This is a genomic window from Micromonospora sp. B11E3, assembly GCF_039871625.1.
GTDB lineage: Bacteria > Actinomycetota > Actinomycetes > Mycobacteriales > Micromonosporaceae > Micromonospora.
This window is the reverse complement of sequence record NZ_JBDPMC010000080.1, coordinates 1-12,990: the sequence shown is the minus strand read 5'-3', so window position 1 is coordinate 12,990 and position 12,990 is coordinate 1. Positions and strand designations below refer to the sequence as shown.

Below are 12,990 nucleotides of genomic sequence, written 5' to 3'. Positions count from 1 at the left end.
ACAGGAGAAACTGTGATCAACAACGACCCCTACGCAGCCGTGACCCCGGCACCGCCGCTGCGCGTATCCAGCGACGACCTCGTCGACGGCACGGAAATGCCGCTGCCCTACCGCGACCCGAACATCGGCGGCACCAACACCTCACCCCACCTGGCCTGGTCGGACTTCCCGGCCGAGACCAAGAGCTTCGCGATCACCTGCTACGACCCGGACGCGCCCACCGGCGTCGGGTTCATGCACTGGGCCGTCGCGAACATTCCCGCCTCCGTGACCTCGCTGCCGGCCGGCGCCGGTGCGCCGGACGGACCGATGCCGCCGGGGTCCCTCACCCTCCCCAACGACCTGCGGATGCGGCAGTACATCGGCCCCAACCCGCCGCCGGGCTCGGGTCGCCACCGCTACGTGTTCATCGTCCACGCCGTCGACGTCCCCGTGCTCGAGATCGATCCCGGGCTGACCCCGGTCGTCCTGGGCTTCAACCTGCACTTTCACACGCTGGCGCGGGGGAGCATGACCGTATGGGTGGACGCGGAGGAGTGACCGTCACGTGATCGCTCAGCAGCCAATTGTCCTATTCCTGGAGGCACTGAGATGACAGGAACCCACTCGACAGGCCCCACCGGCCGCTCCCGCCACGCCGAGGTCGCGGGCGCCGGGTTCGCCGGTCTCACCGTGAGCATCGCGCTCGCCCGCCGTGGCTGGACCGTCCGCCTGCACGAGCAGAACGACCAGGTGCGCGACTTCGGCGCCGGCATCCTGCTGTGGCGCAACGCGATGCTGGCCCTCGACGTCATCGGGGTGGCCGGGGAGATCCGGGCGAACGGCGTACAGCCCGGCACCTACGACACCAGCCTGAACGGCGACCCGGTCTCGTCGGAGCTGGCCGGCTACCCCTACTGGGCGCTCACCCGGCCGAAGCTGCACGCGCTGCTGGCCACGGCCGCCCGCGAGGCCGGCGTCGAGATCGTCACAGGCTCCCGGGCCGTCGGGGCCGACCCGGCGGGCGCCCTGCTCCTCGCCGACGGGGCCCGGCTGGAGGCCGACCTGGTGATCGGTGCCGACGGCGCCGGCTCGGCCGTACGCAACTCGCTGGGCGAGCTCACCCAGGAACGCAAGAAGTACCAGGACGGCGTCTGCCGGGTCCTGATCCCGCGGCCCGAGGAGTTCCAGGGCCCCGAGTGGGACCGGGTCATCGACTTCTGGACCCTGGAGCCGGACCCGATGCGCATCCTGTTCATCCCCACCGGGCCCGACACGATCTACATGGGCATGATGGCGACGACCACCAACGAGCGCGCCTCACGAATCCCGATCGACGTCGAGGTGTGGTCGAAGCGCTTCCCGCACCTGGCCACGGCGGTGGAACTGGCCGGCAGGGCCGAGGGCGGCCGACACGACAGCTACCAGACCAACCGGGTGACGCCCTGGTCGACCGGTCGGGCGGTGCTCGTCGGAGACGCGGCCCACGCCATGTGTCCCGCGCTCGGGCAGGGCGCCAGCGTCGGCATCGTCAACGCGGTCGAACTCGCCCACACCCTCGACCAGTACGACGACATCGACGAGGCGCTCGCGGTGTGGGAGCAGCGCGAGCGGAGCATGACCGACGCCGCGCAGGCCCGCAGCGCCTACATGGCCGAGACCCGCACGCTGGCCAAGGGCAACGGCTTCACCCCCGAGGTCATGGAGACGGCGAACTTCGTGCTTTCCTCGGCCACGCCCGAGATCGTGGCGGCGTACCCGGTTCCGGAGGTGAACCGGTCGTGGTGAGCGGGCCCCAGACGGTCGTCATCGGCGACGTCGAGATCACCCGCATCCAGGAGTACGCCGGCCCCAGCCCGGCGACCCCCGGCTTCCTGTTCCCGGACAGCGACCCGGCGTACTGGCGGGACAACGCCGGATGGCTCGACCCGGACTTCTTCGACGCCGGTCGGGGACAGCTGCGCTCGGTGCTGCACACCTGGCTGATCCGCAGCCAGGGGGCGGTGATCCTGCTCGACACCGGCGCCGGCAACGGCAAGGAACGCCCGTACGCCCCGGTCTACGCCCACCACGACACCGCGTACCTCGCGAACCTGGCCGCGGCGGGGGTCGCACCGGAGGACGTGGACGTCGTCATCAACACCCACCTCCACGTCGACCACGTCGGGTGGAACACCCGCCTGGAGGGCCGTGGCTGGGTTCCCACCTTCCCGAACGCGCGTTACCTCATCACCCGCGAGGACTTCGAGTTCTGGAACCCGGTGAAGAACCCGCGGCCGCCGGCCGACGGCAACCAGAACGTCTTCGAGGACAGCGTCGTCCCGGTGCACCGCGCGGGACTCGTCGAGCTCTGGAGCGGCGAGTACCGGATCGATTCCGATCTGGTGTTGCAGGCGGCGCCCGGGCACACCCCCGGCTCCGCGGTGCTGCGGCTGGAGTCGGGGAACGCCGGCGCGCTCTTCGTCGGCGACATCATCCACTCACCCGTGCAGATAGCAAACCCGGACGTCAACAGCTGCTTCTGCGAGGACCCGGCGCTGGCCCGGGCGTCCCGCCGCCGCCTCCTCGCCGAGGCCGCGGACCGCTCGTTGCTGGTCTTTCCGGCCCACTTCGGCGGGCACTCCGCCTGTCACGTCGCCGCCGACGCCGACGTGTTCGTCATCCGCGACTGGGCCGACCTGGCCCGGATCTGAACCACCGCTCGGAAGGAACCCACCACCGTGACCGACGACCTGTACGAGGCCGGCCTGGCCATGCGCCGCCGGGTGCTCGGCGACGCCCACGTCGACGCGTCGCTGGCGGCCGCCACCGACTTCTCGATCGATCTGCAGGAGTACGTGACGAAGTACTGCTGGGGCGACATCTGGAACCGCCCCGGGCTCAGCCTGGAGGAGCGCAGCCTGATCAACCTCGCCATGATCACCGCCCTCAACCGGGGCCACGAGTTCAAGGCGCACGTCCGCGGCGCGCTGAACAACGGGGTCTCCCGGGAGAAGATCAAGGAGGTCCTCATGCAGACCGCCTTCTACTGCGGCGGGCCCGCCGCGTTGGAGAGCTTCCGCCTCGCAGCCGAGGTGTTCGCCGCCGTGGACGCCGAGTGACCGGGGTGGGGATCGAGCACATCGGGTTCATCGGCCTCGGCAAGATGGGCCGACCGATGGCTGCCCGACTGTACGAGGCGGGCTATCGACTCACGGTGGCCGACGCCGCACCGGACGTCGCCGAGGGATTCGTGGCCGACCACCCGAAGGCGGTCGCCGCCCACACCGTCGACGCGTACCGCGCCGTGGACGTCCTGATCCTGATGCTGCCGAACTCGGCGGTCGTCGAGTCGGTGCTCGAGGGCGACGCGGTCGCGGGAGCGCTGCGACCCGGCACCCTGGTCGTCGACATGAGCTCCTCCGAGCCGCTGCGCACCCGCGCGCTGGCCGAGCGACTGGCCGCCCGGGGCCTGCGGATGCTCGACGCTCCCGTCTCCGGCGGGGTACGCGGCGCGGTCGCCGGAACGCTGGCGGTACTGGTCGGCGGGGAGGAGACCGATCTGGCCGAGGTGCGCCCGGCCCTGCAACGACTGGCCCGAACCGTCATCCCGGTCGGCCCCATCGGGTCCGGGCACGCGGCGAAGGCCCTGAACAACCTGGTCTCGGCCACCACCATCTCGGTGACCGTGGAGGCGCTGCGGCTGGGGGAGCGGTTCGGTATCCCGCCGGAGACGATGACCGAGGTGCTCAACAGCTCCTCCGGGCGCTCGAACACCAGCGAGAACAAGGTCGCCCAGTTCATGATCAGCGGCAGCTACGACTCGGGGTTCGCGCTGCACCTGATGGCGAAGGACGTCGGGATCGCCGTCGACCTGGCGCGCGAACTCGGCCAGGCCACCGAGGTCGCGGACGGCGTGGCCCGACAGTGGCGGCGGATCGCCACGGAAGTCACGCCGCAGACCGACCACACCGCGATGTACGAGCTGATCGGCGGCGACCGGTGAACGCCCCGCTGCTGCACTGGATCGGCGGCGAGGCCGTCCCGCCGACCGCCGGGGGTTTCCGTGTCGGCACCAATCCGGCGACCGGCGGTGCCGGGGCACAGGTCGCGCAGGGCACGGCGGCCGACGTCGACCTCGCCGTGCGGGCGGCCCAGGCCGCGGCGCCCGGGTGGCGCCGCATCGCGTCGCTGGAACGCGGCCGGATCCTGGCGGCCATCGGCCGGCGGCTGCTCGCGGACCTGGACGCCCTGGCCGAACTGGAGAGTCTCGACACCGGCAAGCCGCTCGCCCTCGCCACGGCCGAGATCCGCGGTGCCGCGGAGTACTTCGAGTTCTATGCGGCACTGGTGAACCTGCCGGCGGGCGACGTCCTCGACATCCGGTCCGACCTGCACGTCTACACGCGGCGCGAACCGTTCGGGGTGGTCGGGGTGATCACGCCGTGGAACCTGCCGCTCAACCAGGCGGCCCGGGCCTGCGCCCCGGCGCTCGCCGCCGGCAACACGATCGTCGCGAAGCCCGCGGAGACCACCTCGCAGTCGACCGTGGCGCTGGCCCGGATCGCCAGCGAGGAGGGGCTGCCGCCGGGGGTGCTCAACGTGGTGCTCGGCCGCGGCGACGAGGTCGGGACCGCGATCGTGCGGCACCCGCTCGTGCGGAAGGTGGCCTTCACCGGTTCGGTGCGGGTCGGGCAGGACATCGGGCGGATCGCGGCGGACCGGATCCTCCCGCTGACCCTCGAGCTCGGCGGCAAGTCGGCCAACATCGTGTTCGCCGACGCCGATCTCGAGTTCGCCGCCGCCGAGGCCGTCCGGGCCTTCACGACCAACGCGGGCCAGGTCTGCTCCTCCGGGACCCGGCTGCTGGTCGAGCGGTCGGTCCAGGAGCGGTTCGTCGAAGCGCTGGTGGCGGAGACCCGGCGGCTGCGCCCCGGCCAGGACGTGGGTCCGATGATCACCCGAGGCCAGTACGACACCGTGCAGCGGTACTTCGCGATCGCCGCCGAGGAGGGCGCCCGCGCCGAGTTCGGCGGTGGCGTGGTCACCGATCCCGAGTTCGCCGGCGGCTTCTATGTCGAGCCCACGATCTACTCCGGTGTCACCAACGGGATGCGGATCGCCCGGGAGGAGGTCTTCGGGCCGGTCCTGGTGGTCATTCCGTTCGACACCGAGCAGGAGGCCGTCGAACTCGCCAACGACTCGGAGTTCGGCCTGGTCGGGGGAGTCTTCACCGAGGACATCTCCCGCGCCTTCCGGGTCGCCGAGTCGATCGAGGCGGGACAGGTCTACGTCAACTCGTGGTCGACCCAGTCGGTCCAGATGCCGTTCGGCGGGCATAAGCAGAGCGGCTACGGGCGGGAGAAGGGGATCGAGGCGCTGCACCACTACTCGCACGTCAAGAGCATCAGCGTGCGGCTGGCTCCCCGTCGCTGAGCGAAACGCCCGCGCAGCGGCGTCGCAGGTGTGACCACCACGATCCCTATTGGTATGGCAGAACTCAGGAGGTTGCAGGATGACGAGCACGCTCCAGACCGCCCCGTCGGTCGAGGCCGACATCAGGCTCGCGGAGAAGATGTTCATCGGCGGCGAGTGGGTGGCGGCCGGTAGCGGTCAGACGTTGCCGGTCTACGACCCTGCCGACGGCAGCTTGGTCGTCGAGGTGCCCGCCGGCGACGCGAGTGACGTCGACCGGGCGGTCGCGGCCGCTCGCGCCGCCTTCGCGCCGGGCGGCTCGTGGCGGTCGCTCACCCCCCAGGCCCGCGGCAGGCTGATCTGGCGGCTGGCCGACCTGATCGAGGAGAACGCCGAGCGGCTCGCCGTGCTCGACTCGATCGACAGTGGGAAGCCGATCAACGAGATGCGGTACTTCGACATCCCGTTCTCGGTGGACGTGCTGCGCTACTACGCCGGCTGGACCACGAAGATCACCGGCGAGACCATCCCGATCTCCTACCCGGCTAGCCACGGCGGGAGGTTCCACGCCTACACCCTCAAGGAGCCGGTGGGCGTGGTCGCCGCGATCGTGCCGTGGAACCTGCCGCTGCTCATGGCGGTCAAGAAGCTCGCGCCGGCCCTCGCCACCGGCTGCACCATCGTGCTCAAGCCGGCCGAGCAGACCCCGATCTCCATCGCGCTGCTCGCGCAGCTCACGGCCGAGGCCGGTATCCCGGCCGGCGTGGTGAACTACGTGACCGGGTTCGGTGAGACCGCCGGCGTGGCCCTCGTCGAGCACCCCGGCGTGGACAAGGTGACCTTCACCGGCTCGGTGCCCACCGGCAAGGCGATCGTGCGAGCCGCCACCGGCAACCTCAAGCGCGTCTCGCTCGAACTGGGCGGGAAATCCCCCAACATCGTCTTCGCCGACGCCGACCTCGACGCCGTGATCGCGGGAGCGGCCGCCGCCGCGTTCGCCACCCAGGGCGAGAGTTGCATCGCCGGCTCCCGCCTCTACGTGCAGCGCGGCGTCTTCGACGAGGTCGTCCAGCGGCTCGCGAAGCACGCCGCCTCGATCACGCTCGGCCGGGGTACCGACCCCGTCACCCAGATGGGGCCGTTGATCTCGGCCGAGCACCGCGACAAGGTCCTCGGGTACGTCGAGATCGGCGTGGACGAGGGCGCCGAGGTGGTCACGGGTGGGCGCGCGCCGCAGGGAGAGGCCTACGCCGGCGGCTACTTCGTCGAGCCCACCGTCCTCGTCAACGCCCGCCCCGACTCGCGGATCATGCACGAGGAGATCTTCGGCCCGGTCGTCTCGGCCGTACCGTTCGACACCGAGGAGGAGGTGCTGGCGCTGGCCAACAACACCCGCTTCGGCCTCGGCGCCGGCGTGTGGACCCGGGACGTCTCGCGGGCGCACCGGATGGCCGCCGCGATCGAGTCCGGCCAGGTGTGGGTCAACTGCTACCAGGCGGCCGACTCGGCGCTCCCGTTCGGTGGCACCAAGGAGTCCGGTTGGGGCCGGGAGACCTGCCGCGAGTCGCTGGGGGAGTACCTCGAGACCAAGACGGTCGTGGTGTCCCTGTGAGTGCGTCGACGCCCAGCGGCTACGACTACATCGTGGTCGGAGCCGGTACGGCCGGGTGCGTTCTCGCCGCCCGGCTCAGCGAGGACCCGGCGGTCCGGGTGCTGCTGATCGAGGCGGGCCGGACCGACGCCAGCGAACGGATCATGGCTACGTCCACCTGGCCGGCGCTGCGGGGGACGGACGTGGACTGGGCCTTCCAGACCGTCCCGCAGGCCGGCACCGGCAAGGTCCACGACATCCCGCGCGGACGTACCGTCGGCGGCACCGGCAGCATCAACGCGATGGCCTTCCTGCGCGGCGACCGTAGCGACTTCGACACCTGGGCGTACCTCGGCTGTACGGGATGGGACTACGCCTCCGTCCTGCCGTACTTCAAGCGGTCCGAGACGTCCGCCCACGGCGACCCGGCGTACCGGGGGCAGGCCGGTCCGCTCCGGCCGGCACCGGCCGCGCAGTTGCATCCGCTGTCCCGGGCCTACCTGGCCGCCGCGGCCCAGGCCGGTCACCCGGTCGTCGACGATCTGAACGGCGCCGAGCTGCGCGGCGCCAGCAGCCACGACCTGCTCATCGTCGACGGGCGGCGGCAGAGCACCGCGACGGCGTACCTCGAACCGGCGCTCGGCCGGACGAACCTCGACCTGGTGACCGGGGCGTTCGTGGAGCGGGTGGTCATCGACGGTGACCGGTGCCTCGGTGTCGACGCGGTCGTCGACGGCGAGCGGCGCCACTACGCGGCAGAGGTCGACACGATTCTCTGTGCCGGCGCCATCGGCACCCCGCACCTCCTGCTCACCTCGGGGGTCGGCCCCGTCCAGGTCCTGGAGCGCGTCGGCGTCAAGGTGCTCCACGACCTGCCGGGCGTGGGGCAGAGCCTCCAGGACCACGTCATCCTGGCCGGCCTCACCGTCGAGGCCGGCCGCCCGCTCCCGCCCGCCAGCGGCAATCTCGGTGAGACGACGCTGCTGCTGGACAGTGAACCCGGGCGGGCGTCGATCGACCTGCAGATCGTGTTCATCCACGTCCCCTTCACCAACCCCTGGCAGTCGGCGCCCGAGCATGGCTACACCTTCGGCATCGGGCACATGCGTCCCGCCAGCCGGGGCGTGCTGGAACTGGCCAGCCCCGACCCGGCGGTGCCGCCCCGAATCGACTTCCGCTATCTCGACGAGCCCGCCGACGTCCGGGCCCTGGTATCCGGTGTCCGGCACGCCCTGCGGATCAGCGAGATGCCGGCCTTCGACGACTGGAAGGCGAGATCGCACCCGCTTCTGGCCGCCGACGACGCCACGGTCACGGCGTTCGTCCGAGAGGCGGTGCAGTCCTACGGACATGCGGCCGGCTCGTGCCGGATGGGCGTGGACTCGCTTGCGGTCGTGGACCCGCAGCTGCGAGTGACAGGGTTGCGCGGACTGCGGATCGCCGACGCCTCGGTCATGCCGACCATCGTGTCGACGAACACCAACGCGGCGACGGTGATGATCGCCGAGAAGGCCGCCGACCTCGCGCAGGGGATCACCGCCGCGGCCTGACCCGCCGGGTACGGGGCCGACGCCGGCCGGTCCGGCACGTCACCGCCGGCTCGGCTGCACGCCGCCCACGCCGACCTGCTGCGTCAGCACGCCGACAGCCGACTGCCGGACCGGTCGACAACCGGTCCGGCAGCCGGTCGACACCGGAGCGCAGGGTCAGGACAGGGTGATGCGTACCTCGATCCGGCCGTCGTGCGGCACCCGCAGCGTGTGGACCCGTCGCCGGGCGTCGCGCAGGTAGGTCCGGGACGTGCTGGTCACGGTGGCCGGCCGTACGCTGTCCCAACTGATCGTGATGACGGTGCCGCCGCGACGGATGGTCAGGCCGTCGGTGCGGGCAGCCGCGTCGGCGCCGTAGGCGACCGGGGTGCCGTCGGCGAACGTCACGACGTCCTGCGGTTGCAGCACCAGTGGGATCTGCTCGGTCGCCGTCGAGGTGGCCCGCACCGAGCGGATCACGCTGTCCCGGGTGATGGTCAGCTCGGTGGTGATCCGCGAGTCCGGCAGACCGTAGTGCACCCGCACCGGCGCGTCGCCGGGGGAGAGGAACTTCCCGTTCCACTCCCGGTCACCGACCTGGTACTCGGCGACCAGGTTGCTCCGGCCGTCCGGGTTGCCGTTGGGCAGCAGGGTCGACCAGCAGCCGGTGTCGCTCTGCTGGGCGTGCACGATGGTGCCGGCCGCCGGGTGCCAGAGGAAACCCGGTCCGCTGCGGACCGTGCTGGTCGGCCGGGTGCCGAAGAACGCCCCGAAGTAGAGCCCCGGCCGCCTGACGTAGAGGTAGTCCTGCTTGACCACGGTGTCCCGGCGCACCTGGGCGAACTCCGGCAGCCGCAGGTAGGGCAGCGCCGCGATGGCCCGCTCCTTCTCGGCGTTGCTCGGCAGCGTCTCCGCGTACGGCGCGTGCGCGATGATCCGGGGCGAGGTGTCCTGCTTGGCCAATCCGGGGGCGGGACCCGGCTCGGCGGCCCAGGCGGCGCGGGCGGCGGCCCGGTCCTCCCTGGACGTGAGGAACGCGCCGAGCTGTGGCAGGTCGGGGACGAAGGCCGAGTTGAGGTTGGTGCGGTCCGGGTCGGGGATCGCGTTGTCGTAGTAGGCGACGCTGGTCCGGGCGGACATGGCGTAGTAGGTGAGCCAGCCCGAGCCGTCCGGCTCGCGGAGCAGGTTGTAGCCGAACCACTCGGTGAACCGGCGGGCCATCCCCAGCACGGCCCGGTTGCCGGTGAGCAGGTAGATCTCCGCCAGCTCCGGCAGCATCACCTCGAAGTTGTAGTTGATGTCCATGCCGGTCGGGTCGTAGAAGAAGCCGGCCGGGCTCTGTCCGTGCTCGGCCAGGAAGTCGATCCGCTCGGTGAGCCGGGCGGCCAGCGCGGCGTCCGGTTGGAGCCGCAGCGCCAGGGTCGCGCCGGCGAGGCCGGCGGCGACCTGGTTGGTCCACTGGACCGGGGTACGCCAGATGCCGTTGGCCGGATCCAGCAGCCAACTCATCCCGGCGCTCAGGGCCCGCTCGATCTCTGTCCGCCGCTGCGGCAACGCATCCGACTGCCGCAGGTTGGCCAGGGTCTTGGCCAGGTAACCGAGGCCGAAGCCGGTGGCGGGCAGCGAGTGCTCGTTGCGGCTGTACTCCGGCCAGGATCCGTCGTCGTGCTGGAGCCCGAGGTAGTGCCCGAGCGCCGCGTCGAGCCGTCCGGCCAACGCCGCGTTCCCGGCGTACGGATTCCACGGCCGCTGGTTGGCGTGGAACCAGCTCAACGTGTAGACGTGCTCCTGCACCCGGGCGTTGTACGGCGCGTTCGGGGAGCGCCACCAGCCGCCGCCCATGAACCCGGGGTTGGTCGTGTCGGCGATGTCGTTGGTCATCGCCGGAAGGATCGCCAGGTAGCCGGCGAACCGCTGTTCCAGCGGGGCGAACCGGGTCCGGTCCGGTGCTCCGGGCGGCAGTGGGGCCAGCAGCGGCAGACCCGACGCGGTGGCCTCCGACGTCCCCGCGCTCTCCGGCGTCCCGGCGGCGTCCGACGTCTCGGCGAGCGCCCGGAGCGGTACGGCGAGCAGCGCTGCTCCGCCCGCTGCGGCGGCCAGCAACGTTCGGCGTCTGAACCTGGTCGGGATCGGGTTGGTGGCCATGGTGGTCCTCCTGTCGGGACGGGCAGGCGGGTCGGAGCGGAATCAAGCGACTCGGACGTGGCGCGGCGGACCGACCGGAGCTCGTGGCAAGGCGGCTTCGGGCACGGCCCCGGCGAGATCATCAGTGACGGAGGGTACGGCAGGTGTCTGGCCGGTCCGAGTGCTGAGTGTGGTCCCGGGCGATCCTTCGAGTCAAGAAGCTAATACGGATTATCGGCGCACTTTCGGGTCGCCGGATCAGGCGCTCGGGCCCTTGACCTGGCTGCTCGCCGCAGCCAAGGATGACATCCGGCCGCCACCCGCCTGCCGATGCGGATAACCCGTCGACACCCAGCGTGACGAGGGGCTGGCTCGGGTCGGCCGACGCGACCATACGAAATGGGGTACGCCATGCCGCTGACCGATATGCCGTTGGCCGAACTCGCCGGATACCGGCCGGTGCGCCGCGAGGCCGCCGATTTCGACGAGTTCTGGGCCGACACCCTGGCCGAGGCGGCCCGGCGCGAGCTGGACGCCACCTTCGAGCCGGTCGACTCGCCGCTGCGGGCGATCACCGTCCACGACGTGACGTTCAGTGGCTTCGGCGGCGACCGGGTCAAGGCGTGGCTCGCCGTCCCGGCCGGTGCCGAGGAGCCGCTGCCGTGCGTGGTGGAGTTTCCCGGCTACGGCGGCGGCCGGGGCCTGCCGCACGAGAACCTCCTCTACGCCGCCTCGGGCTACGCCCACCTGTTCATGGACGTACGCGGCCAGGGCAGTGGGTGGAGCGCCGGGGCGACCCCCGACCACGAGCCGGCCGGCGGCAACCCGCAGCATCCCGGCTTCGTCACCCGGGGCGTGCTCGACCCCCGAACCCTCTACTACCGCCGCGTGGTCAGCGATGCGGTGCGCGCCGTGCAGGCGGCCCGGGCGCATCCGCTGGTCGACCCGGACCGGGTGGCGGCCACCGGGATCAGCCAGGGCGGCGGGCTGTCGCTGGCGGTCGCGGCCCTCGACCCCCGGCTGCGCGCGGTCGCGCCCGACGTGCCGTTCCTGTGTGACTTCCGGCGCGGCGCCGAGCTGGCCACCGCCGGCCCCTACCGGGAGATCGTCAACTACCTGAAGGTCCACCGGGGCAACGTGGAGCGGGTCTTCGACACGTTGAGCTATGTCGACGGGGTCAACTTCGCCACCCGGGGGCGCTGCCCGGCACTGTTCAGCGTGGCGCTGATGGACGCCAGCTGCCCGCCGTCGACGATCTTCGGCGCCTACCACCACTATGCCGGCCCGCGCCGGATGGAGGTGTATCCCTTCAACGGCCACGAAGGCGGTGGGTCGGTGCAGGACGAGGTCCGGTTGCGGTTCTTCGCCGAGGTGCTGGCCGCCGGAGGAAACCCCGCTGTGTAGGTGCGCCAGGACCAGCGGCGCGCCATCACCGCCAACTCGCCGAATAAGTCGTCCCGTTCGCGGTTCCACGGTCCTTGACTCAGCGTCAATCGTCGGACGCAGCGAGGTATGGCCGGCGGGAACGTGGCACGGAACGCATCGGTGAGTATCGGCGTGGCGGCGGACCGTGTTCGAGGATCAGACAGTGGACTCTGCGAGGCGTCAGGAGGCGGAAAGGATCTTCCCCGTTGGTCGACCCAGGGGTATCTTCAGGCCAACGTTGCTGCTCTCCCTGGGCCCCGCTAAGGGGCGACGGTCATGACCGGTCACCTTAATGTCGCACCCCACCCGTTGTGCGTACCAATGCGACACACACCGAGAACCCGGTGCTACACACAGTGCACCCCGGCGCGGCATGGTCGAGCGTCGCACAGAGCTTCCTGTTCGGCAGACAGGGAAGCCCCCCGATCCCAGCCGGATTTGAGCGAGAGGTTCATGGTCACTGCTTTCATGTTCCCTGGCGCGGGCTCCTATTTCTCGGCTCCCTTCGCGCACTACTCGCCGGGACGGCGTATCGCCACGGAAGTCGCCGAGCGGATCGATCCCGTCAGTGTCGCTTATGGCTGGTCGTCGGCGGCGGCGTCGGGAGATGATGGCCGAATTTGGCCGCTAAATCACCGATCTGGTTACTGATGAGCGCCAACACACTCACGGCGTGTTGGGAGGAATGGGCTAATGGTTGACGATGAACTCATCACCGGAGTTTCCGGCTGTCACGACGGTGGGGGCGGAACTGGCGGTCACCGGCGCCGACGGCTCGTAGTCGGGATCACGGGCGCGACCGGTTCGATCCTGGGTATTCGGGCTCTTCGAACTTAAGCGGGGTTGAGGTGTCCGCGGTGGCGTCGCGTGGTGGTGGTGCGGGTGCGTAGGCGTTGGTTTTCGGGGTTTCGGAAGCCGTAGGCGTCGCGGGCGATGGTTTTGATAACC

Annotated in this window: 10 protein-coding genes; 9 read left to right on the top strand and 1 reads right to left on the bottom strand. The window is 70.9% G+C overall.

Going from position 1 to position 12,990, the window contains the following annotated elements; genetic code table 11:
• Nucleotides 1-12: 12 nt before the first annotated feature.
• The 8 genes from ABGB16_RS27950 (at nucleotide 13) to ABGB16_RS27915 (ending at nucleotide 8,514) form a co-directional block, all read left to right on the top strand.
• Nucleotides 13-540 (top strand): YbhB/YbcL family Raf kinase inhibitor-like protein, encoded by a 528-nt coding sequence (locus tag ABGB16_RS27950; protein ID WP_347671074.1) that lies wholly within the window; start codon nucleotides 13-15, stop codon nucleotides 538-540.
• A 51-nt stretch (nucleotides 541-591) separates the two neighbouring features.
• Nucleotides 592-1,767 (top strand): NAD(P)/FAD-dependent oxidoreductase, encoded by a 1,176-nt coding sequence (locus ABGB16_RS27945; RefSeq protein ID WP_347671073.1) that lies wholly within the window; start codon nucleotides 592-594, stop codon nucleotides 1,765-1,767.
• Entirely contained in the window at nucleotides 1,764-2,672 is a 909-nt protein-coding gene (locus tag ABGB16_RS27940) for an MBL fold metallo-hydrolase (protein WP_347671072.1), read from the top strand. Before ABGB16_RS27945 ends, ABGB16_RS27940 begins: the two co-directional genes overlap by 4 nt.
• Before the next feature lie 27 nt (nucleotides 2,673-2,699).
• On the top strand, nucleotides 2,700-3,080 hold the full coding sequence (locus tag ABGB16_RS27935) for a carboxymuconolactone decarboxylase family protein (RefSeq protein WP_347671071.1): 381 nt from the start codon (nucleotides 2,700-2,702) through the stop codon (nucleotides 3,078-3,080).
• Complete coding sequence (locus tag ABGB16_RS27930) at nucleotides 3,077-3,964, top strand: NAD(P)-dependent oxidoreductase (RefSeq protein ID WP_347671070.1); 888 nt, start codon at nucleotides 3,077-3,079, stop codon at nucleotides 3,962-3,964. The genes ABGB16_RS27935 and ABGB16_RS27930 overlap by 4 nt, the downstream gene beginning before the upstream one ends.
• On the top strand, nucleotides 3,961-5,394 hold the full coding sequence (locus tag ABGB16_RS27925; RefSeq protein ID WP_347671069.1) for an aldehyde dehydrogenase family protein: 1,434 nt from the start codon (nucleotides 3,961-3,963) through the stop codon (nucleotides 5,392-5,394). The genes ABGB16_RS27930 and ABGB16_RS27925 overlap by 4 nt, the downstream gene beginning before the upstream one ends.
• A gap of 79 nt (nucleotides 5,395-5,473) precedes the next feature.
• Complete coding sequence (locus ABGB16_RS27920) at nucleotides 5,474-6,985, top strand: aldehyde dehydrogenase family protein (protein WP_347671068.1); 1,512 nt, start codon at nucleotides 5,474-5,476, stop codon at nucleotides 6,983-6,985.
• A complete protein-coding gene (locus ABGB16_RS27915) occupies nucleotides 6,982-8,514 on the top strand; it encodes a GMC family oxidoreductase N-terminal domain-containing protein (protein ID WP_347671067.1) in 1,533 nt (510 codons plus the stop codon). The genes ABGB16_RS27920 and ABGB16_RS27915 overlap by 4 nt, the downstream gene beginning before the upstream one ends.
• A 156-nt stretch (nucleotides 8,515-8,670) precedes the next feature.
• On the opposite strand, the gene ABGB16_RS27910 is transcribed toward ABGB16_RS27915, so the two are convergent.
• Nucleotides 8,671-10,638 (bottom strand): hypothetical protein, encoded by a 1,968-nt coding sequence (locus tag ABGB16_RS27910; RefSeq protein WP_347671066.1) that lies wholly within the window; start codon nucleotides 10,636-10,638, stop codon nucleotides 8,671-8,673.
• Nucleotides 10,639-11,028: 390 nt separating this feature from the next.
• On the opposite strand from ABGB16_RS27910, the gene ABGB16_RS27905 reads away from it, so the two are divergent.
• Complete coding sequence (locus ABGB16_RS27905; protein ID WP_347671065.1) at nucleotides 11,029-12,021, top strand: acetylxylan esterase; 993 nt, start codon at nucleotides 11,029-11,031, stop codon at nucleotides 12,019-12,021.
• The last annotated feature ends 969 nt before the right edge of the window (nucleotides 12,022-12,990 follow it).